Below are 20,402 nucleotides of genomic sequence, written 5' to 3'. Positions count from 1 at the left end.
TGCGCCCACATGGGTCCTTTCGACTGGCTGCCCCGCGCGCCCCTTGAACCCTTGCAGCTTGACTGGCTGAACGGAGTCGAGCTGGCGGTGCTGCGCCTGGACCGTATCGACCCGCTGATCAGCGGCAACAAGTGGTTCAAGCTCACCGAACACCTGGCCCAGGCTCGCGACGCCGGAGCGTCAGGGATTATCAGCCTCGGTGGGGCTTACTCCAACCATTTGCACGCACTGGCGGCGGCGGGCAAGCGTTTTGACTTCCCCACTGTCGGCCTGTTGCGCGGCCATGCCCAAGACACCCCCACAGTCCTCGACCTCAAAGCCTTCGGCATGCAACTGCACTGGCTTGGTTATGGCGGCTATCGCGCACGGCATGAGCCGGGTTTCTGGTTGCCTTGGCACGAGCAATATCCCCACCTCTATCCGGTGCCTGAAGGCGGCGGCGGGCTGGCCGGTGCGCTGGGCTGCGGGGTGTTGGTCGAGCAGGCGCGGGCGCAGTTGGGCAACCTCGGTTGGGCGGATTACGACGCCTGGTGGCTGGCGGCGGGTACCGGCACCACCTTGGCCGGGTTGGTGTTGGCGGAGGCGGGCGCGCACCCGGTGTATGGCGCCATGGCGGTGCCGGATGATCATGGGGTGGCGCAGAATGTGAGTGACCTGGTTCAGGGCGGTTATGAACTGCTGGAGGCCAGCCGAAGTGGCTTTGCCAAGGTCGATCCAGTGTTGCTCGATTTTATCGAGCGCACCGAACAAGCCTGCGGTATGCCACTGGAGCCGCTCTACACCGGCAAGGCGCTGCTGGCATTGAAGCAACAGATCGAGGCCGGACGCTTTGCCGCCGGCACTCGCCTGATCTTCCTCCATACCGGCGGCTTGCAAGGCCGCCGAGGTTTTAACGCTTAGCGCAGTCCCCCCTGTGGGAGCGGGCTTGCTCGCGAATGCGGTGTGTCATTGAGCAGAGTTGTTCGCTGACCCGCCGCCTTTGCGAGCAAGCCCGCTACCGCCCGGCATCATTCGCAACGCGGTATTGTCGCGTAGCACATAGTGATGGAGCAGCCCCGCCAGCGCATGCAGCCCGATCAACCAATAACCGACCTTGCCAAACCACACATGCCAACCCTCAATCTCCTTGGCCAGAGCCTTGTTTTCCGCGATCAGCGGCGGCAACTCCATCCCATAGAACATCACCGAATGCCCTTCGGCACTGACGATCAGCCAACCGGCAATCGGCATGCCGATCATCAACGCATACAACGCGACGTGCATCAGGGTCGCCAGCAGGCTCTGCCATTGCGGCGGTGCCGGCACGATCTTCGGCGCCACACCCAGGCTGCGCGCAAACAGGCGCAGCCACACCAGCACGAACACGGTGAGGCCGAACATGAAGTGCATTTCGACGATCAGCGTGCGTGCACCGCTGCCTTTGGGGAACTGGCCGCGTAACTCAATGCAGGCGTAGACCACCGCCAGCAGCACCACCATCAACCAGTGCAACGCAATCGACAGGGTGCTGTAGCGTGTATCGGAGTTTTTCCACGGCATCGCTTGGTTCCTCGCTCATCAGGGCATACCTCCGTTCTTTAGTGACGGAGTGCTTTAACTGTATGCCTGTTTTGAGCGGTTTGCCTGGTGCGGTTGCCGTTGTCTTGACCTCGATCAGTAGCTTTGCGGCATTTTGCCATGCGCCAGGCGCTGGTTGTTTCTGCCCGGGTTATGCAGCTGGGTACTGGGACGGGAGAAGATTCAAACTGATGAAACTTCCCACGTAACGGTCGGATAACCTCTACTCCCTGCCGCAAGTAACGTCTGCAAAGTCTCTCGCCTGAATACACAGCGCGAGGGATTGCGGATGGATTTTCCAGTTTTTGGAGTTGGTTCGTGAACCCGGCCATCGGCAGGCTGGCCCTGACCCCGATGGATGCGCAGGCGCCCAACGTTGATGGTGTTCTGCGCGACTTCCGCGATTGCCTGAACACGTTTGACGCCTGGGCTTCGAGCTTCTGGAGCTTCTCGGCGCTGGATGTGGAGCAGGTGTTCAAGGTTGGGGATGAAGTGGCGCTGGTTGCGCCGATCAAAGCTTCCAGCCCTCCCAGCAGCACCGTTGCGATGTGCCAGGCCAGCGGTACGTTGACCCTGGTGCATATGTTCCAGAGCACGCGGTTTGTGCCCATTGGCAATACACCGGCGATGCTGCAAGCCCTGGCCCGGGATGGCACTCCGGTGGGTGCGCCGATCCACCGGACCATCGGCCCCAGCGGCATCCTTGAAGTCAACGGCTGTACCCGTGACCAGCAGTACCAAATCACTTTCTATCCCAACGTTTCCGAGGATCACGTCAAGGCGCTGTATGCGTCTTATCAGGCGGTAATCGGCGGGCTGGAAGTGCGCTTGCGCGAAACGTGGAACGGCACCTTCCAGGCGCAATGGAAAAGCTACACGGACGCGACACCGCTTGACCGACGCCGACTCGTGGAGGCGGCGTTTCTCAGTGGCATGGGCAAGGCGCTTTACCACCTGTGGGACAACGTCACACAGCTGTATGACCTGTTGGCAGACCTCAAGCCCAACAGCGAAAAGCTGCTGCACTACCTCTCTCAAGCTGAACTGGATGAGCTGCTGACACTGGGCAAGGACACGATTGCCCAGGGCCTGCTGGTGCTCAGTGATGAGCCGCTGTTGTTTATCTATCTGTCGGCGATGGTCAGCTGGATGCGCATGCTGCCGCCGCCGGAGATGAATGAACTGTGGGGCGAAATCACCGGTGAGGTGCTGATCAGCCTGCTGCTGATTCGCGTCTTGGGGGCGATGGGGTTGACGGCTCGGCTGGGGACTCAGGTGCTCAGTCATATCAAATCTGGCCGTGCTCGGGCGTTGTTGGAGTTGCTGGCCAAGCAGCTTGTGGGGCCGGGGTTGGGGCCGCATGTGGAGGCGGCAAAGCCGTTGTTGTTGGGGAGTGCGGCGACGCCGGTCAAGGTGGTGCCGGCTGTACCGTTGAAGGCTGGGGATCAACTGGTTTCGAACCCGGTGCCGGCGGTACGCAGCAAGGCCAGGCAAACCGTATTGGTCCGGCAGGAGCACGTCGACGATGCGCCTGTCATGGCTTCGAACCCTAAGGGGAATGCGGCGGCGTCTGCGGACAAGACGGTCACTAACGGCTGCCCTGTGTCGATGGTCACCGCCGAGGAATTGCTGACCCTCACCGATGGTTCGCTGGACGGGATTTTGCCGTTTGAGTGGACGCGGTTGTATCGCACGAGTGCGGTGGAACTGGAGTGTGGGTTGGGGTTTGGGTGGAGTCATTCGCTGGCCCATCGGCTGGTTGTTTCTGGCGACTCGGTGGTGTGGACCGATCATGAGAATCGCCGTACTCAGTTTCCATTGCCCACCGATTCTCGACCCGCGATCACCAATAGCCTGGCGGAAGCGGCGATCTACTTGGGCTCGGCTCCTGATGAACTGTTGCTGGCCCAGGCGTCGCGGTTCTATCACTTTCGCGACGGTGTGCTGGTCTCGATCAGCGATGCGTATGACAACCGCCTGCGCATTTGCCGTGATCGTTCAGGGCGGATTGAGCGGCTGGATAACGGCGTCGGTCGCTCGCTTTTGTTGCGCTATGAACTGGATCGCATCGTCGCGGTGGACTACCAGGTTCATCGCGCCACAGGCCGCGCCCCCGACGTCTGGGTGACCGAGCAAAACGTTGTTTCCTACGCCTATGACGAAGACGGACGACTGGTTTGCGCGACCAATGCCGTCGGTGAAAGCGAGGGTTATCGGTACGACGATCAGCACGTCATAGTTGAGCGACAGTTGGCCGGTGGGGCGAGTTTCTATTGGGCGTGGGAAGGCTCCGGCAAGGCGGCGCGCTGTGTCCGGCATTGGGCGAGTTTTTCGCAGATGGACACGCGCTATGCCTGGGGGGATGACGGGCGCGTCACCGTGCATAACGCCGATGGTAGCCAGGAAGTGTATGTCCATGACGACCGGGCGCGGCTGGTGCAGCGGATTGATCCGGACGGCGCCGAGCATTTCAAATCCTACGATGACAAGGGCCGGCTGACCGTCGAGCAAGACCCGCTGGGTGCGGTGACGGCGTATCAGTACGACGAAGCCGGGCGCTTGGTGGCGCTGTTTCCGGGGGATGATGAACCGGCGTCCTACGAACATGACAACGGCTTCGTACGGGTTGTAAGACGTGGCGAGGCGGTCTGGAAATACGAGCGTAATGATCAGGGCGATGTCACCCGCAAGGTTGACCCGGATGGCAACGCGACCGACTACAGCTACAACAAACATGGGCAACTGACTGGGGTTTGGTACCCCGATCACAGCTGTCATCGGTTGGTGTGGAATGAGCGTGGGCAGCTTGTCGAAGAACAACTGCCCAATGGCGGGGTTAAGCGCTATCGCTATGACGACCTGGGGCGGCAAGTTGCCCGCGAGGATGAGCATGGCGCGCAGACCCAATACCAATGGGACACCGCAGGGCGCCTGCTGAGATTGACGCAACCCGGTGGGGCTTGCCGGGAATTCAGCTACAACCCATACGGAAAAATCATCGCCGAACGCGACGAACTCGGCCACGTCACCCGCTACGAATACGCCGACGGCCTGCACCTGATCAGCCGACGCATCAACGCCGACGGCACCCAGGTCAAGTACCGCTACGACAATGTTCGGCTGCTGCTGACCTCAATCGAAAACGAAGTCGGCGAAACCTACCAACTCGATTACCACCCCAACGGCCTGATCCAGCAGGAAACCGGCTTTGACGGCCAACGCACCGCGTATGCCTACGACCTCAACGGCAACCTGCAGGAAAAGACCGAATACGGTGACGATGGCTCTACGTTGGTCACCCGCTACGAGCGCGATCACGCCGGACGCCTCGTACGAAAAATCCTGCCCGATAGCAGCGTGGTCGATTATGCCTACGACCGCCAAGGCAATCTCCTCAGCGTCGAAGACGGCCACTGGGCCCTGGCCTACGAATACGACCGCCAAAACCGCCTCACCGCCGAACACCAAGGCTGGGGCACCTTGCGCTATGGCTACGACGCCTGCGGCCAACTGAAAAACCTGCGCCTGCCGGATAACAACCGCCTCACCTTCAACCACGATAAAGGCGGCCACCTCGCCACCGTCGAGCTCAACGGCGAAGTGCTCACCTCGCATCTATTTCACAGCGGTCGCGAACACCAGCGCCAACAAGGCCAACTGCTCAGCCACTACCACTACGACGACCAGCACCGCCTGCACGCTCACGCCGTCACACAGCAGGAAAACTACCTTTACCAGCGCCAATACGACTACGACAAAAGCGGCAACCTCACCCGCCTGCACGACACCCGCAAAGGCCAACACGACTACCGCTACGACCCACTCGCCCGCCTGACCCGCGCCGATCACTCGCAGGACGTGCAGGAACGCTTCGGCCATAACCCGGCGGGCAACCTGCTCATGCAAGATCGCCCGGGGCCGGACATCGTTGCCGCTAACCGGCTGGTGATCCAGGGCGACCGTCACTATGACTACGACGCCTTCGGCAACCTGATTCGTGAGCGACGCGGCAAGGGCCAGCAACTCGTCACTGAATACCGCTACGACTGCCTGCATCGGTTAATCAGCATCACAAAGCCGAACGGTGAAACCGCCGATTACCGTTATGACCCGTTTGGGAGGCGTATCAGCAAGACCGTGGATGGCAAGACCACGGAGTTTTTCTGGCAAGGCGACAAGCTGATTGCCGAACACCATGAGGACTGTCATCGCAGCTACATCTACGAACCAGACAGCTTCCGCCCGTTGGCACTGATGGAAGGCTACGGCCCAAAGGACACCACGCCCTACCACTATCAACTCGACCACCTCGGCACCCCGCAAGAACTCACCACTCCCGAAGGCGAAATCGTCTGGTCCGCCCACTACCGCGCCTACGGCCAGATCGCCCGTCTCGACGTAGGCAAAATCGACAATCCACTGCGTTTTCAGGGTCAATACTTCGACCAGGAAAGCGGACTGCACTACAACCGCCATCGCTACTACAATCCGGATATTGGTCGTTACCTGACGCCGGATCCGGTGAAGTTGGCGGGTGGGATCAACGCCTATCAGTACGTGTCCAACCCTACTGGGTGGGTAGACCCGCTGGGCTTAAGTACATGTCCGGGTGAAAATAGCTGCAAGCCCGGAATTGACGCGACCGAACCAGCCAATACGGCTCGAGTTCATGAGGGTGAAACAGATTTACCAAAAGCAGGAGGGGCACAGCGGGCAGCGCGGTACTCGACTAATTGGCAGACCGCTGATCTAAACGAAAACATCGTTAAATTTGCAGGCCCTAACCCGATAGTGACAACAACAGATAAAGGAAAGAAAATATACAAAAACCCTCAAAATGGGATCGAAATAGTGGAGGACCTCAATGGAAATTACTTTAGAATTCATGATCCATCCTTGCCCGGATCCAGGCGCTATCTTAGTTTGGCGGGAGTGATCCCTAATAACAAAACCTCTTCATCTGGAAAGCAGGTGGGAAGAACAAAAAGCGAATACAACGAAGTCACACATTTCAATAAAGGATATAATCAATGAAGTTGATTTGCACACCTTTGACTGGCGAAGCCATGTCTCTGCTAGACCTAGATGCGTGTCCAGACGACCAGATGGAACGCCTGCTCCTCACGAACACAGAGCACCAATTACTTCTAAATTCAGGCATATTCGAAGAAATCAACAGTTCTTTAAGAAAAATCATAGATGACTACGAAGACGAATGCATCAACACTGATGAAGAACTTGCTGAAATGTTGAAAATACTGGAAAACCAGTCATTACCTGAACAGCCAGAACTATTAGAGAAACTCATCCGCCTAAACAAATTAGCCATCAGTAAAAAAACTGGCGTGTTTTTCTATTTTTAGATTGAGCATATACATTCACAGAGAGATGTCGACACTAATATTTGCTGAGATATCCACGCTACCGCAGAACAGGCATACCGAAGACTGAATATAGCGTATCGAAATGGGGCAAAGACCAAGATGGCAAATCATTTCCAACGCAATGGCGTGTACAAAGCGCCCCTAATAGGGGGGCGGAAGTGAATATTGACGACCCTCTGCTTGTGCCAAGCAAAGAAGGCCCAAAATCACCTCGTATCGGCTATCAAACTCCTGGAAAGAGGACCGGTGGAGGCGCTAAGAGAGGCCATATACTACTCAAGCTGGTCTCGGTTAGCCGCTCCAAAATAGGTATCCCTCGATGAGCTACTTGGAAAAGGAAATAGACGAAGCATGTGACACCTTGAAAATCAACTCGAGGAAGCTTGATTCAAATGAACTAAACGTATTGGTAAATTCTCTGACGAGAAAATTTTTCAAATCACAAAGCAACGTGCTTGATCCCACCGAACTGAACGAAAAATGCACAGAGCATAACCCTAAATTTTGGAAAGAGATGTCGTATCGCATCAGCAAGAATGGTCTAGTTCTGCTGGTATTCGACTCAAAATATAGGGCATGGGAAATTGATACTGCACCAGTTTTAGCATCTGTTTTAGGCGAAACCACCGGTTATCCATTTTGGATAACCGATAACGAACTGACGTTTTTAGTACACATGGATGACCATGACTGTGTGATTTGGGCATGAAGATCACTCCACCCAAATTGTTCTATACGGCGGACACCATAGAGCCTTGGGCGAGTGTACGTCTCAGCTTAAAAAAAGCACCGCCTAACTAAAGCTTATGAGCATTCACTAGGTCACAAAGAGGGTAACCATGGACCTCACTTCAACACCAAAAACACAGTGAATGAAATCAAAATCCCGTTAAAAATTGGTGATGATTCACATACCTACTTCAAGAGATCAAAATGAAAACTGCATACATAAACAAATTCGGTATAAGGCCATGGGAAAGCATACACCCTACAGGCAATGTAAGGTTCACTACTACAACATTGATAAACCATAACTTTAATAGCGTATGGGAATCATGGTGTGAAATAATGGGCCAATTAGTAGGCCGGCCTATAAAAAGAGCGTGGTGTGCCGCCACTGGCGCCGCATTCAACTCAAGAACTGAAGAATATTTATACAAAAAAACTCACATCAATACATTGAACTCTGAAGGCCTATTCAGAAAAAACAAAAAAAGCAACACTTATAGCAGAATTAGAAACCTTCCAAACAATCCACGAAATATAGACAATCTAGCTCTAGAGAGCTCTCACGACACTCTAATGGTTATTGAAAAAACCAGAAGCGAAATAGACAAACTCTGGACCAATATGACAATATTTGAAAAGAGCATCACGCCTGAAAAAATAAGTGTTTTTTTGGAGTCACAACCTGACCCCATTTTATGCAGATTCTATGACTCAGAAACCCACGCCGCCGCTCAATTTTTTTACGTGACTGACGATAACGACAGCACCCTCCTGAATCTTATTGAACACAACTTCAATCAACTACATGAAAGCGAAATTCACAATTATATAAACAACACCCAATTAGACGGCCCAGCCTAACCAGAAACCTTGTCAAAAATGACATTTCAATACAGCCTCAGCGTCACCTGGAAAAAACAGCCTTCGCAAGCCCTTATAAAGTCATTGTAAGAGTTTCACTAACGAAGAAATGAAATAAAATGAAGATAAGAGTAACTGGTGTTTTTTCTGATCAAGGCATTCTACGTGTGAGATTTACCTCACCCTTCGGAAATGGTGTGGCTCTATGGAACGATTCCACATCAAAAATTGGTGAAGATCTTGACGTGGAACTTGAGCTGGACGAAGTGTTCTCTTGGGAAACAAACATCATGTCCTCGCTTGAGAAGACGCCGCAGATCATTTTTACCAATGACACTCATTTCATAATTGGCGAACTAATTCAAGATGGAGGCGATGGTTGTGCCGCATTGAAGCTTGGCGACTCAATAATCCTTGTTGAGCTTGATGAGCCAATAAAACAGGAACTCGATTTAGTAGAGTTGAGAGTAAATACCATTCATTTGTGCCCAACAAACGTCTGAGTACGCGGATTGCCAAAAATTCAAGTTAATGGAAAATCTACACATCGCTTTAAGTACAGAAAAATCAAATTTAATTCTTTTTTTGGAAATGACCCAGATGAATACTCGACGATGCCCTAGGGCGAAACAGAAATAGCCGACCCCCGAGGCTTCTTCGTTGACATCTACCGTTTAGCCAGCGAAGTCTGGAAAGACGACCTCCAAAAAGCCAGCGTCGAAGACCAGTCCACATGGTAATCACACCGCGATTCCCCCTGACAAACCACAGTGACAGTGCAGCTCAACGAAGAGCAAGCCTACTCACCACAAATAGCTGCTTATTCGCAGTAAATGGGTGAGCAAGCCAATCAAGTTACCGCTTTCGACCCGTATCAATAGCTTTGCGGCATTTCGCCACGGGCCAAGCGCTGGTTGATATCGGCGATGACCCCGGGCAGGTCGTTGAGGGTATCGATCAGGTAATGCGGGCGCGATGCTTGGAACATCGCTTCGATACGCTGGCGCTCGCTGGCCAATGTGGCGCTGTCCAGGGCACGGAATTGTTCATAAGTCAGGCCCAGGGCATTGCCCGAGCAGGTCAGCGCCACCGTCCACATGCCGGCGCGACGGCCTTCGAGGATGCCCGGCACGGTGTCGTCGACTTTCACGCACGCGGCCACGTCATCGATGCCCAGGGCGATCACGTTGGCCAGCGCCTGGGCTGGCCAAGGGCGGCCGTTGGGCACTTCGTCGGTGGCAACCACATGGTCGGCGACATAGCCGTTGGTGGCGGCCAGGGCCACGACCTTGTCCATCACTTGCTTGGGGTAGCCGGAGCAGGAGCCGATCTTGATCCCTTGCGCCCGCAGCGTTGCAATGGTGTCGAGGGCGCCGGGGATCAGCGCAGAGTGCTCGGCGATCTTCTCGATCTGCAGCGGCATGAAGCGCTGGTAGATGGCGGTTACATCATCATCGGTCGGCGTGCGGCCGAATGCCTTGCGATAGCGCTCGGCAACTTGCGGCTGGTTGCAGAGGGTGCGGATATGGTCCCACTTGCCCATGCCCATCGGGCCACGGGCTTCCTCGATGGAGACTTGCACGTCGAACTCGGCAAACGCCTCGACAAAAATCTGCGTGGGGGCGAAGGAGCCGAAGTCGACCACGGTGCCGGCCCAGTCGAGGATAACGGCCTGGAGGGTGTTGGGGTTTTGATAGTTCATGGTTCAGATCCTGTGGGTAATGGGGGGAATCAAATGTCCAACACTTCCATTTCTTGCAGCACGTCGGCGATGGCCTTGACCGCTGCGCGCATGCCGGCCGTGTCGACATGGCCGATGCAGCCCACGCGGAAGGTTTCCACCTGGGTCAATTTGCCGGGGTAAAGGATGAAGCCCTTGGCCTTGACCCGTTCGTAGAAGTCCTTGAACTGGTAGCGCGGGTCTTTCGGTGCGTGGAAGGTGACGATGATCGGCGCCTGGATCGCCGCTGGCAGAAAACTGCGCAGGCCCAGTGCAGCCATGCCGTCCAGCAGTGCCTGACAGTTGTTGGCGTAGCGTTGATGACGGGCGGGCAGGCCGCCTTCTTCGGCGTATTGCAGCAGCGCTTCATGCAGGGCCGCGACTACGTGGGTCGGCGGGGTGAAGCGCCATTGGCCGGTCTTGGCCATGTAGCTGTGCTGGTCGAACAAGTCCATTGCCAGGGAATGGCAGTTGCCCTGGGCGGCGGCCAGCGCGTGTTTTTCCGCGAACACAAACCCCATGCCCGGTACGCCTTCCAGGCATTTGCCGGAGGCGGCGATCAACGCTTCGAACGGTACTTCGCAGGCATCGATCGGCAGCGCGCCGAAGGAACTCATGGCATCGATGATCAGGCGCTTGCCGTGACGTTTGATGACCTGGGCGATCTCCGGCAACGGGTTGAGAATGCCGGTACTGGTTTCGCAATGGATCAGCGCGACGTGGGTGATGGCGCTGTCAGCCTGCAGCAGGCGGTCCACATCAGCGGCCGTGGTGGGTTCGTCCTCAGCGGTTTCAAAGGTGCTGAACGCACGGCCTAGCACTTCGCAGATCTTCGCCAGGCGCTTGCCGTAGGCGCCGTTGATCAACACCAGCACCTTGCCATCGCGGGGTACCAGGGTGCCGATGGCGGCTTCTACGGCGAAGGTGCCGCTGCCTTGCAACGGCACACAATGGTGACTGTCGGCGCCGTTGAGGATCGCCAGCAACTGCTTGCAGGCGCTGGCGGTGAGCTGGTTGAAGCGGTCATCCCATGAACCCCAATCCACCATCATCGCCTGACGGGTGCGGTTCGATGTGGTCAGGGGGCCAGGGGTCAACAGGATCGGCGCGGCAGTGGTCATCTCAAATCCTCGCAAGGTGTCGGGGGTGAAGCTACGGCGCCTAAATTGCAGTTTGGCTTGTCATCAATCAAATTGTTTGTTGTTATGCGAGCTATCAGCGAGGCCGATAGCTATGAACCTGTTCCAATTGCGTGCATTCGACGCCGTGGCCCGCGAGGGCAGTTTTACCCGTGCGGCGGCCCGGCTGTTCATCAGCCAGCCGGCGGTGACCGGGCATATCAAGGCGCTTGAGGAGTACTACCAGATCCCGTTGTTGCGCCGCACCGCACGACGGGTGGAGTTGACCGAGGAGGGCGCGCGCCTGGCGGCCATCACCCGGGCGATCTTCGGTTTGGTGGATGAGGCGCAGACCATGCTGGAGGCCAACCGCCAGTTGCTCACCGGGCGCCTGGAAGTGGCAGCAGATGGCCCTCACTTGGTCATGCCGATGATCGCCAGCCTGCGCTCACGCTACCCGGGCATCACCGTGAACCTGCGCCTGGGCAATGCCCAGGAGACGTTGGCGGCGCTGCTGTCCGAGCATGCGGATGTGGCGGTGCTCACCGGGGTGGAACCGCGCAATGGTCTGCACCTGCAACCCTTGAGCGAGTCACGCATTTGCGCCCTGGTGCCGGCAGCGCATCCGTGGGCAAAACAGCCCGAGGGGATTCAACTGGCGCAACTGCATGAGGTCATCATGGTGTTGCGTGAGCCCAGCTCCATCACCCGACGCACCTTTGATGACGCGTGCCTGGCGGCGAATGTGCAACCCAAGGTGCTGCTGGAACTGGACAGCCGTGAAGCCGTGGCCGAAGCCGTTGCGGCTGAATTGGGCGTGGGGGTGGTGTCGTCGATGGAGATCAGCCCGGACCCGCGTGTACAAGCCGTACCGATCCTGGGTGATGGCCTGCTGAATCGGCATATGCTCGGCTGCATGGAGCGGCGCCGGTCGCTGCGATTGATTCAGGCATTTTTCGATTTGGCATGAAGGCTCTCACGCACGATCTCCAGAAAGGTCGCCACCACCCGGCGTGAACTCTGCTCTTTCAGGCACACCAGGGTTTCCTTCATGCGCTGGGTACAATCGCGGATCGGCATGGCGTACACCCGTGCGTCGGCGCCGAATTCCGCTGCCGACACCACGCCTACGCCAATGCCCACCACCACCGCTTCACGGGCGGCCTCGCGGCCTTCCACCTGGATCGCCGGGCGAATGCGCAGGCCGGCCTGGCTCATTTCCTGCTCCAGGGTCTGACGGGTGACGGAGCCGATTTCGCGCAATACCAGTGGCGTGTCATCGAGGTCGGCCAGGCAGATGGATTCGCGCCCGGCCCAGGGGTGGTTGCGTGCGACGAACGCCAGGAGCTGGTCGTCGGGCAAGGGCAGCGACAACAGGCGTGCATCGTCGACATCGCGCCCCAACAGCGCGAGGTCGGCCTGGTAGTTGTAGAGGCGAGACAATGATTCATCGGTGTTGCCGGTTTCAATCTTCACGCTGATCCCCGGGTACAGCTGGCAGAAGCGCGCGATCTGCGGCAGTACATGCACGGGGGCATCCACCGCCAGGGTAAGGGTGCCAGTGAGCAGGGCGCGGGAGTCCTGCAGCAATTCCTCTGCTTGCGCCTCGATCACAAACAGGCGTTGGGTAATGCCAAGCAGGCGCTCTCCGAGATCGGTCAGGCGTACCGAACGTTTGTTGCGATGGAACAGCAGCACGCCGAAGCGCTCCTCAAGTTTGCGCACTTTGTCGGAAATCGCCGGCTGGGTCAGGAACAGGCGCTCGGCGGCTCCAGTAAAACTGCCGTGGACGGCCACCGCATGGAAGGCTTTGAGCTGGGCATGGGAAACCGACATGGCACGTCCTCTTACAAGCTGAACTTATATTTGAAATACGATAAATCGATTTTACCTATTAGTCAGTCATTGCTTTGATGCACCTCAGTCGCCGTAGGTTGAGTCCTACAACCTCGGTGGCCATGGGTGCAGGCACACCGTACCCATCTGACCAGTGTCGCGCCCTTCACGGCCCCGGCATTGCAGTGCTTAACCATAAAAAAAACAGGCGTTTTCTTTCGATTCTGCCGGCGCACTCACACCTGAGGTCAGAACCACCATGAATATCCCTATGGGTAGCATCAAGCGTTGGCGCGTGCAGATTTTCGCCATCACCTGGCTGGCATACGCCGCTTTCTATTTCACCCGCAAAGCATTTTCCGTAGCGAAACTGGGGATTGGTGACGACCCGAGCTTCCCCCTCGATAAAATGATGATGGCCAACCTGGATGGCTTGTATCTCGCTGCCTATGCCGTGGGCCAATTCACCTGGGGCATGCTCGCCGACCGCTTCGGGCCACGGGTGGTGGTGCTCGGCGGCTTGCTGATTTCCGCCGCCGCGGCGCTGGTGATGGGCACGTTTGCCACTTTGCCGATCTTCGTTACCTGCATGTTGATCCAGGGCTTGGCGCAGTCCACCGGCTGGTCGGGGTTGTGCAAGAACCTTGGCAGTTTCTTCCCGGCCCAGCAGCGGGGGCGGGTGTTGGGGTTGTGGAGTTCGTGCTACGCCTTTGGCGGCCTGGTGGCGTCACCGTTCGCCGGCTGGTGGGCCTATACGCTGATCGGCAGCTGGCACGCGGCGTTTATCTCCAGTGCCGCAGTGGTGGCGGTGGTGGCCGTGCTGTTCTTCATCTTTCAGCGCAATACCCCGCAGGATGTGGGCTTGCCGGCGGTGGAACCCGAGCCGGTCTTGAGCGCCGAAGAGGCTGGCGCTCAACAGCGCATCAGCGTGCTCGAACCCCTGCGCGCGATCCTGCGTAACCGCACGGTATTGACCCTGGGGCTGGCGTACTTCCTGCTCAAGCCGGCGCGCTACGCGATCCTGTTGTGGGGGCCGGTGATTGTCTACGAGCAGATGCCGTCGGTGGGCAAGGTCGGCGCGGCCATCGTGCCCACTGCGTTTGAGCTGGCCGGTTTGCTCGGGCCGGTACTGATCGGCCTGGCCTCCGACAAACTGTTCGGCGCCCGGCGAATGCCGGCCTGTGTGCTTAGCTTGCTGGCGTTGACCGTGGCCCTGGCGCTGTTCATGGGTGCGCTGCACACCGGTAGCGTGGTGCTGGTGATGGCCTTGCTGTTTGTGATGGGCCTGACCCTGTACGGCCCGGACTCGATGATCAGCAGCACCGCGGCCATCGACTTCGGCACCGCCAAGGCTGGCGCCACGGCCGCAGGCTTTGTGAATGGCTGCGGTTCGGTGGGGGCGATCCTTGGCGGCTTGCTGCCGGGCTACTTCGATACCGTCACGGTGTTTATCGTGTTTGCCGGCGCGGCGCTGTTTTCTTCGCTGGTGTTGATGCCCTATTGGAACGCCAGGCCTGCGGTACTGGCCCAGGTCGGGGATTTTGTGCCAGACCGCAACGTCGCGATCAAACCCTTGCGCACCTGAGGGCTTGGCCGGTTTTTTGGTGGAACGATGCGTTCTTGCGCTATAAACTCTGCCCCCAAAGCGCCGGCCAGTAGACGTCTCGGCGCCATGGATATAAGAGAGTGAGTCATGGGCGCACAGTGGAAAGTCAAACATAAAGAAGCGGCATCCAATGCCAAGGGCAAGATCTTCGGCAAGCTGGTGAAAGAAATCACCATCGCCGCCCGCAACGGCGCCGATACCGCGACCAACGCGCACCTGCGCCTGGTGGTGGAGCAGGCCAAGAAGGCCTCGATGCCCAAGGAAACCCTGGAGCGCGCGATCAAGAAGGGCGCCGGCCTGCTCGGTGAAACCGTGCAATACCACCGCGTGACCTACGAAGGTTTCGCCCCGCACCAGGTGCCATTGATCGTTGAGTGCGTGACCGACAACATCAACCGTACCGTGGCAGAAATCCGCGTTGCATTCCGCAAGGGCCAACTGGGGGCTTCCGGCTCGGTGGCCTGGGACTTCAACCACGTCGGCCTGATCGAAGCATCGCCGGACACCCCGGACGCTGATCCGGAAATGGCCGCCATTGAAGCTGGCGCCCAGGACTTTGAAGACGGTGAAGAAGAGGGCACCACCCTGTTCATCACTGAAACCACCGACCTGGATGCCGTGCAAAAAGCCTTGCCGGAGCAGGGTTTCACAGTGCTGTCGGCCAAGCTGGGCTACCTTTCGAAGAACCCGGTCAGTGGTTTGACCGATGAGCAAATGGCTGAAGTCGAGGCATTCCTGGAAGGCCTGGACAACCATGATGATGTGCAGGATATGTTTGTCGGCCTGGCTGGCTAGCCACTGGACAAATGCAGTCAAAAATGTGGGAGGGAGCAAGCCCCCTCCCACATTGGTTTAGTGGTGCTGCATAGATTTCAGCAACGCTTCGATTTCTTCGAAGCTCGGTCGTGCCAGCATATCCGGCTGACAGCATCTTTGTTGCAGTGCCCGTAAGGTTTCGTTACTTGCCTCAACCCGCTCCAACAACTCCCCCAGCAGCACCCCGAACGCCCGCACTTCAATACGCTGCAACGCCCTGGTTTCCAGGGAGTCCGTGGTGGCATGGAATGACGCTGCGCCAAAGTCGCCAAGCAGACAATCTCCCGCCGTATTCCACAAGATATTGTGGCCATACAGGTCGCCATGGGTGATGCCTTGCCGGTGCAAGTGCGCCGCCACCGAGGCGATGCCTCGTACCATGCGCATGGCCACATCGAGGCTGAAACGGGTGCCGGGCTCGTAGATATCCCGGGTGCAGGATGCCATGCTCGGCAGAGCCGCGAGGTTGCGGTAGCTGGGGTCGATCAGGTCCATCACCAGTGCAGCCCGGTCGTCGGGGTGGCCGACGACACGGCCTTGCACCTTGATCAGGTTAGGGTGCAACCCGGCGGCGATGCAGGCTTGCATTTCATGCAGCGGTGAACCGTCGCTGGTGATGGTGCCCTTGTACAACTTGACCGCGACCGGCAGCGCCTGGGGTTTCCACCATGCTTTATGAATGATCCCCGAAGCGCCTTCACCGAGTACCTCGCCCAGTTCCAGTTCCGGCCAGGGAATGTTCGGCGTTGCATCATCTCCCTTTACTTCCACCGCCATTTCCACCGGGTTGCCGGCGTAGGCCAGCCAGGTCAGGCTCGGTAGCGTCAGCAGCCACTGCGGCAGTTGGGTGAAGCGGTTGGAGGCGATGCGGATCAGCTCCAGGTTCTTGCATTGGGCCAGGCTTTGCGGCAATCCGGTCAGTTGGTTGCCGGCCAGCATCAGTTTTTGCAGCAATGGGCGTTGGCCCAGTTCGTCGGGCAATTGGCTGATGCAGTTATCGGTGAGGATCAGCCAGCGCAACTGGGGCGGCAAGGCGGCGGCCGGCACGTGGCTGATCTTATTGACTCTGAAGGCAATCATGCTCAGCTTCGCACACCGGCCAAGGCAGTCCGGCAACTCGGTAAATGCGTTTTCCGAGCAGAACAGCACGCGCAGGTGCTTCAGGCTATGCAGGTCGGTCGGCAGGCTGCTCAGGGCGTTGCCCGAGAGGTTGAGGATTTCCAGGGAGTCGGCCAGTTCGAAGATCTCCCGGGGGAACTCGGTCAGCCCGCAGGTCAGGTCCAGGCGCGTCGCGCCGGCCAGTTGGCCAGCCTTGAGTTGGGCGAGGGTATTCATGAACAGCACGGCACTCGGAAGGGGGCACAAAAGGCGCTCATGATACCGGGTCGGGGGCGGTTTGCGGGCTGCGTGTTTGCAATTGGCGCAGGCGGCTAGCGGTGCGGGCGAGGTCGATGGCCTGGCCTTCCAGGCATTTTTCCAGGGGTTGGTGGCCGATGAGGGTCAGGCGTTTGTCCTGGTCGTAGAGCACATCCACCAAGTTGATAAAACGCTGTTGCACGGCAATTGGGCATTCGGCCAGTTGCGGCAGGCCGTCGATGATCCAGTGGTCGAAATCCTGGCACAGCAGCAGGTAGTCCATGACTGCCGTGAGCTGTTCACACAGGTCGTTGAAGGTGAACACGATGGTCCGCGCCTGATGGCCGCGGCACAGCAACTGCCGAGTGCCGACGGTCAGGGCTAGCGCCGGGCAATCCATGGCGGGCAACCCGAGGCTTACTCGCTGGTCTGAAGTGCCTGGCCATACATACTGGCCGCTGGTGAAGCGTTGCTGCGGGTGGGCCTGGGGCAGGCTGCGAAAGTCCTGGGGCGCACTGACTTCCAACACGTCCATGCGCGCGGCGATCAGGTCGATCACCGGCTTGAATCGTTCATGGTACAGCGGGTTGGGCAGCAAGCCAGCGGGTGGGTAGTTGGAGGTCACCAGCACCAGCACCCCGCGCTGAAACAGGGCCTTGAACAAGCGGCTGATGAGCATCGCATCGCCGATATCGTGGACGTGGAATTCGTCGAAGCAGAGCACCCGGCAGTCGGCCAGCAACTGATCCAGGGCGACGGCCAGGGCATCGTCATGCCCGCGGTGCAGGAACATGCCTTGGTGCAGGCGGGTGAAGAAATCGTGGAAGTGCACGCGCTGCTTCTCGGCGATCGGCAGCGCCTGGAAAAAGCCGTCCAGCAGCCAGCTTTTGCCGCGCCCCACTGGGCCATGCAGGTACAGGCTGCGCGTGGCTTGGCCGTTGAGCAGGTGCTGGGTCTCGCGATCCAGGGCGGTAATCGCCCGGATTTGCCCGTCGCTGAGGGTATAGCCCTGTTGTTCGGCCTTGTTCTGAAAATACGCCGGGATAGGCGAGGCGCCCAGAACGTCGGTTTTTTTACCCAGCAGGCGCTGGAGCAGGGGAAGCACGGCCAATGGGAGTCACTCTGTATTGCGGTGGTCGCTCACTGTAGGGCGCCCGACGCCATTTGACCAATAGGGATGTACGCGGCCAGCCATCTCGAAAAAGCATGGCATGGGCGCCAAGCCCGGCAAACTGGCACTTTCGCTTTAAATGACTAACCTCATACACAGTTGTCACCCCTGTATAAGGAATTGGGGCTGTGAAGGGACCGGCGGTATTGGCTGTCATGGGCACGATGCTCTGCAACACGGCTTACGCTGCGCAACTCCAGGTGGAGGTGCGCATCGACGTGCAGCGGGGTTGCCAGTTGGTGGGCACCACCCGCCATGCAGGCATCGAGCAACTTGGCGTATTGGATTTCGGTAACGGCCCGCGTCTGGATGACCCGGCCGGCCCCCTGAGTGCGGCCTTGATCAGCCAGCGCCAGCCGCGCCTGGAATGTAACCCCGACACGCCTTACCAAATACGCGTTGATGGCGGCCTGCATGGCGGCGTAGGCGAAGTGCGTTACCTCGCCAATGCGGCGCCTTCAAGCAGGCCCATTCCCTATCGAATCTATGCCGACGCCGCGCGGTTGATCCCCTTGCCGGTGGACGTGCCGATCAGCGGCCGCGTACCGGACACCGGTTCGGTCGATCTGCCGCTGTATGGCCGTATCGAACCGCTCAAAGATATCCCGGCCGTCGGCCGTTATTCCGACCTGCTCAAGGTCACCGTCACATGGTAAGCCGCTATCTGGCCGTTGCGGCCCTGGGCAGCCTGCTGTTGCTGGCGGATGACGCGCAGGCGGCCGCGGTCAACGGGCAGATCCACGCGCGGTTGGTGATCACCGCCAGTTGCGAAGTCAGCAAAGGCGTGGAGCGCGCACCGGTGACCCCCGAAGGCGGCACCGCGCTGCTGGATTTCGGCAGCCAGGGGCCGACCTGGAACGAGACCTTGGGAGCGACCCTTTCCGATGGCGAGAAAGCGCCGCTGTCGGTGTCCTGCAACCCTTCGGTGGTCAGCAGTTTCACCGTGACCATCGACGGTGGCGCCCACGGCGACGGCACCACGCGCCGCCTGAGCAACGGCCGCCAGACGATTCCCTATCGGCTATCGGCCGATGCCTTGGGCCAGAGCGCCTACCGCATCGGCCAGCAGCGCAATTTCGTCGTGACCAAGGGCGCACAGGTACCTATTCCGGTATTCGGCTCAGTGGTGGCGAATACCAGGGCCCTACCGGCCGGCATCTACACAGACACCCTGACGGTGACTCTGGATTGGTAAACCATGAGGACAAATATCATGCATGCACTCGTATCTCGAATCGGCATATGTGCCCTGGGCCTGGCGCTGGCTTCCAGCGTGAATGCGGCGACCACGGTCACCGGGCAGATCACCTCCAGCCTGACCTTGATCGCCAGTTGCCAGGTCAACGGTTCTGGAGCGGCCACCGGGTTGAACTTCGGTAGCCTGAACTTCGGCACCACCAACAGCCTGTTTACCAATGCCGATGCGCAATTGCTCGGCGGCACCGGTACTGGCGGGGCGCTGTCGATCCTATGTTCGGCCGGCACCACGCCTGCGGTTAAGGTGCGTGCCGGTGCCCATGATGGCGCCTCCCCGGGTGGCACCCGTGCGCTGGCCGATGGGGCGGGGAACTTCGTGCCTTACGACTTCTACACCGACAGCGGGCACTCCGCGCTCCTGGCGATTGATGGCGTGGTCACCCTCGCCACCAGCACGGGCGTGGCGCAGACCGTCAACCTCTACGGTCGGGCGGTGGGCAAGGCGGGGCTGCCGGCGGGCACTTACACCGACACCGTGGCCGTGGAGCTGACGTTCTAACGATGTGGCTCAGAGTGTGGTTGGCCTGTGGGTTGGCGATGCCGCTGCCGCTATCGGCGGTGACCAGCCAGAGCTTCCAGGTCAGCGCGACCATTACCCCGGGCTGCCTGATCGTGGGCGGCGGCTCCAACTACGGCGCATTGGCCTACGGCAGCTATTCGGCCCTGGCCACCAGCACGGTAACGGCGGCCCTCACTGGCGGTGTGACGTTGCAATGCACACCGGGCGTGGCCCTGAGCATGAGTGTGGATGGCGGCTTGCACAGCAGCGCCGGGCGTAATTTGCAGCTCAACAGCGGCAGTGCGCGGGTGGCTTACCAATTGTTTCGGGATGCGGCGTTCAGCCAAAGCCTGGGGATCAGCCAGAGCGTCAGCGTGACCTACAGCGATGCAAACAACATCAGCCTGCCGATTTACGGGCGGGTGGTATTGCCGGGCAATCAGCCTGGGGGGACGTATAGCGACACGCTGCAGGTGCAGCTGTCGTGGTAGG

General features: G+C 58.6%; 20 protein-coding genes. 14 read left to right on the top strand and 6 right to left on the bottom strand.

The window, feature by feature from the left end; translation table 11 throughout:
* The first annotated feature begins 9 nt into the window (after positions 1-9).
* Positions 10-900, top strand: a complete 891-nt coding sequence (locus tag JFT66_RS20470; protein WP_153870807.1) for a 1-aminocyclopropane-1-carboxylate deaminase/D-cysteine desulfhydrase — start codon at positions 10-12, stop codon at positions 898-900.
* Between the two features lie 45 nt (positions 901-945).
* Here JFT66_RS20470 and JFT66_RS20465 read toward each other — a convergent pair whose 3' ends face one another.
* Positions 946-1,539 (bottom strand): cytochrome b, encoded by a 594-nt coding sequence (locus JFT66_RS20465; protein WP_052224603.1) that lies wholly within the window; start codon positions 1,537-1,539, stop codon positions 946-948.
* Positions 1,540-1,911: 372 nt separating this feature from the next.
* On the opposite strand from JFT66_RS20465, the gene JFT66_RS20460 reads away from it, so the two are divergent.
* The 6 genes from JFT66_RS20460 to JFT66_RS20435 all read left to right on the top strand — a co-directional run bounded on the left by JFT66_RS20460 (position 1,912) and on the right by JFT66_RS20435 (position 9,034).
* Positions 1,912-6,591, top strand: a complete 4,680-nt coding sequence (locus tag JFT66_RS20460) for an RHS repeat-associated core domain-containing protein (RefSeq protein ID WP_198860016.1) — start codon at positions 1,912-1,914, stop codon at positions 6,589-6,591.
* Positions 6,588-6,920, top strand: coding sequence for a hypothetical protein (locus tag JFT66_RS20455; RefSeq protein ID WP_034120352.1), 333 nt, complete (start codon positions 6,588-6,590; stop codon positions 6,918-6,920). Before JFT66_RS20460 ends, JFT66_RS20455 begins: the two co-directional genes overlap by 4 nt.
* Before the next feature lie 41 nt (positions 6,921-6,961).
* On the top strand, positions 6,962-7,264 hold the full coding sequence (locus JFT66_RS30280) for a polymorphic toxin type 47 domain-containing protein (RefSeq protein WP_198859979.1): 303 nt from the start codon (positions 6,962-6,964) through the stop codon (positions 7,262-7,264).
* A complete protein-coding gene (locus JFT66_RS20445; RefSeq protein ID WP_198859978.1) occupies positions 7,261-7,650 on the top strand; it encodes a hypothetical protein in 390 nt (129 codons plus the stop codon). Before JFT66_RS30280 ends, JFT66_RS20445 begins: the two co-directional genes overlap by 4 nt.
* 224 nt (positions 7,651-7,874) lie before the next feature.
* Positions 7,875-8,531, top strand: coding sequence for a hypothetical protein (locus tag JFT66_RS20440; RefSeq protein ID WP_198859977.1), 657 nt, complete (start codon positions 7,875-7,877; stop codon positions 8,529-8,531).
* 119 nt (positions 8,532-8,650) lie between these two features.
* Entirely contained in the window at positions 8,651-9,034 is a 384-nt protein-coding gene (locus tag JFT66_RS20435; protein ID WP_034120347.1) for a hypothetical protein, read from the top strand.
* 371 nt (positions 9,035-9,405) lie between these two features.
* Here JFT66_RS20435 and phnX read toward each other — a convergent pair whose 3' ends face one another.
* Both phnX and JFT66_RS20425 read right to left on the bottom strand, forming a co-directional pair.
* Positions 9,406-10,233: a phosphonoacetaldehyde hydrolase gene (gene phnX / locus JFT66_RS20430; RefSeq protein WP_198859976.1), complete on the bottom strand. Its 828-nt coding sequence runs from the start codon at positions 10,231-10,233 to the stop codon at positions 9,406-9,408.
* A 29-nt stretch (positions 10,234-10,262) separates the two neighbouring features.
* A complete protein-coding gene (locus tag JFT66_RS20425; protein ID WP_198859975.1) occupies positions 10,263-11,372 on the bottom strand; it encodes a 2-aminoethylphosphonate--pyruvate transaminase in 1,110 nt (369 codons plus the stop codon).
* 112 nt (positions 11,373-11,484) lie between these two features.
* Between JFT66_RS20425 and JFT66_RS20420 the strand changes: the two genes are divergently transcribed.
* Positions 11,485-12,339, top strand: a complete 855-nt coding sequence (locus JFT66_RS20420; RefSeq protein WP_198859974.1) for a LysR substrate-binding domain-containing protein — start codon at positions 11,485-11,487, stop codon at positions 12,337-12,339.
* Here the strand turns inward: JFT66_RS20420 and JFT66_RS20415 are convergent.
* Positions 12,315-13,205: a LysR substrate-binding domain-containing protein gene (locus tag JFT66_RS20415; protein WP_198859973.1), complete on the bottom strand. Its 891-nt coding sequence runs from the start codon at positions 13,203-13,205 to the stop codon at positions 12,315-12,317. The two genes, JFT66_RS20420 and JFT66_RS20415, sit on opposite strands and share 25 nt — an antisense overlap.
* Positions 13,206-13,464: 259 nt before the next feature.
* On the opposite strand from JFT66_RS20415, the gene JFT66_RS20410 reads away from it, so the two are divergent.
* Together JFT66_RS20410 and JFT66_RS20405 are read left to right on the top strand one after the other, a co-directional pair.
* Positions 13,465-14,790 (top strand): MFS transporter, encoded by a 1,326-nt coding sequence (locus tag JFT66_RS20410; protein WP_034120342.1) that lies wholly within the window; start codon positions 13,465-13,467, stop codon positions 14,788-14,790.
* Between the two features lie 108 nt (positions 14,791-14,898).
* Entirely contained in the window at positions 14,899-15,606 is a 708-nt protein-coding gene (locus JFT66_RS20405; RefSeq protein ID WP_034120341.1) for a YebC/PmpR family DNA-binding transcriptional regulator, read from the top strand.
* Positions 15,607-15,663: 57 nt separating this feature from the next.
* On the opposite strand, the gene JFT66_RS20400 is transcribed toward JFT66_RS20405, so the two are convergent.
* Both JFT66_RS20400 and zapE read right to left on the bottom strand, forming a co-directional pair.
* Entirely contained in the window at positions 15,664-16,962 is a 1,299-nt protein-coding gene (locus JFT66_RS20400; RefSeq protein WP_198859972.1) for a protein kinase, read from the bottom strand.
* A 37-nt stretch (positions 16,963-16,999) separates the two neighbouring features.
* Positions 17,000-18,094: a cell division protein ZapE gene (zapE, locus tag JFT66_RS20395; RefSeq protein ID WP_198859971.1), complete on the bottom strand. Its 1,095-nt coding sequence runs from the start codon at positions 18,092-18,094 to the stop codon at positions 17,000-17,002.
* A 215-nt stretch (positions 18,095-18,309) separates the two neighbouring features.
* Between zapE and JFT66_RS20390 the strand changes: the two genes are divergently transcribed.
* From JFT66_RS20390 to JFT66_RS20375, 4 genes are read left to right on the top strand one after another with little or no spacing between them, the layout of a single operon-like run.
* Positions 18,310-18,810 (top strand): Csu type fimbrial protein, encoded by a 501-nt coding sequence (locus JFT66_RS20390; RefSeq protein ID WP_442963611.1) that lies wholly within the window; start codon positions 18,310-18,312, stop codon positions 18,808-18,810.
* Positions 18,804-19,349: a spore coat protein U domain-containing protein gene (locus JFT66_RS20385; RefSeq protein WP_034120337.1), complete on the top strand. Its 546-nt coding sequence runs from the start codon at positions 18,804-18,806 to the stop codon at positions 19,347-19,349. Before JFT66_RS20390 ends, JFT66_RS20385 begins: the two co-directional genes overlap by 7 nt.
* Positions 19,350-19,367: 18 nt before the next feature.
* The gene (locus tag JFT66_RS20380; RefSeq protein WP_198859970.1) at positions 19,368-19,910 is read left to right on the top strand and encodes a Csu type fimbrial protein; all 543 of its coding nucleotides are present in this window, start codon (positions 19,368-19,370) and stop codon (positions 19,908-19,910) included.
* 2 nt (positions 19,911-19,912) lie between these two features.
* Positions 19,913-20,401, top strand: a complete 489-nt coding sequence (locus JFT66_RS20375) for a Csu type fimbrial protein (protein ID WP_034120335.1) — start codon at positions 19,913-19,915, stop codon at positions 20,399-20,401.
* Position 20,402 lies beyond the last annotated feature (1 nt).

The sequence above is a fragment of the Pseudomonas sp. MF6755 genome (assembly GCF_016405635.1).
Classification (GTDB): domain Bacteria; phylum Pseudomonadota; class Gammaproteobacteria; order Pseudomonadales; family Pseudomonadaceae; genus Aquipseudomonas; species Aquipseudomonas haemolytica.
The sequence above is the reverse complement of the archived record's forward strand: the minus strand, read 5'-3'. Positions and strand labels throughout refer to the sequence as shown.

Bases quoted from the DNA above. Each gene is read 5' to 3' on its own strand.
- JFT66_RS20425 (WP_198859975.1), bottom strand. From the start codon at position 11,372: ATGACCACTGCCGCGCCGATCCTGTTGACCCCTGGCCCCCTGACCACA.
- phnX (WP_198859976.1), bottom strand. From the start codon at position 10,233: ATGAACTATCAAAACCCCAACACCCTCCAGGCCGTTATCCTCGACTGG.
- JFT66_RS20400 (WP_198859972.1), bottom strand. From the start codon at position 16,962: ATGAATACCCTCGCCCAACTCAAGGCTGGCCAACTGGCCGGCGCGACG.
- JFT66_RS20410 (WP_034120342.1), top strand. From the start codon at position 13,465: ATGAATATCCCTATGGGTAGCATCAAGCGTTGGCGCGTGCAGATTTTC.
- JFT66_RS20455 (WP_034120352.1), top strand. From the start codon at position 6,588: ATGAAGTTGATTTGCACACCTTTGACTGGCGAAGCCATGTCTCTGCTA.
- JFT66_RS20380 (WP_198859970.1), top strand. From the start codon at position 19,368: ATGCATGCACTCGTATCTCGAATCGGCATATGTGCCCTGGGCCTGGCG.
- JFT66_RS20445 (WP_198859978.1), top strand. From the start codon at position 7,261: ATGAGCTACTTGGAAAAGGAAATAGACGAAGCATGTGACACCTTGAAA.
- JFT66_RS20385 (WP_034120337.1), top strand. From the start codon at position 18,804: ATGGTAAGCCGCTATCTGGCCGTTGCGGCCCTGGGCAGCCTGCTGTTG.
- JFT66_RS20415 (WP_198859973.1), bottom strand. From the start codon at position 13,205: ATGTCGGTTTCCCATGCCCAGCTCAAAGCCTTCCATGCGGTGGCCGTC.
- JFT66_RS20390 (WP_442963611.1), top strand. From the start codon at position 18,310: ATGGGCACGATGCTCTGCAACACGGCTTACGCTGCGCAACTCCAGGTG.
- JFT66_RS20470 (WP_153870807.1), top strand. From the start codon at position 10: ATGGGTCCTTTCGACTGGCTGCCCCGCGCGCCCCTTGAACCCTTGCAG.
- JFT66_RS20460 (WP_198860016.1), top strand. From the start codon at position 1,912: ATGGATGCGCAGGCGCCCAACGTTGATGGTGTTCTGCGCGACTTCCGC.
- JFT66_RS20420 (WP_198859974.1), top strand. From the start codon at position 11,485: ATGAACCTGTTCCAATTGCGTGCATTCGACGCCGTGGCCCGCGAGGGC.
- JFT66_RS20440 (WP_198859977.1), top strand. From the start codon at position 7,875: ATGAAAACTGCATACATAAACAAATTCGGTATAAGGCCATGGGAAAGC.
- JFT66_RS20405 (WP_034120341.1), top strand. From the start codon at position 14,899: ATGGGCGCACAGTGGAAAGTCAAACATAAAGAAGCGGCATCCAATGCC.
- JFT66_RS20465 (WP_052224603.1), bottom strand. From the start codon at position 1,539: ATGCCGTGGAAAAACTCCGATACACGCTACAGCACCCTGTCGATTGCG.
- JFT66_RS20435 (WP_034120347.1), top strand. From the start codon at position 8,651: ATGAAGATAAGAGTAACTGGTGTTTTTTCTGATCAAGGCATTCTACGT.
- JFT66_RS20375 (WP_034120335.1), top strand. From the start codon at position 19,913: ATGTGGCTCAGAGTGTGGTTGGCCTGTGGGTTGGCGATGCCGCTGCCG.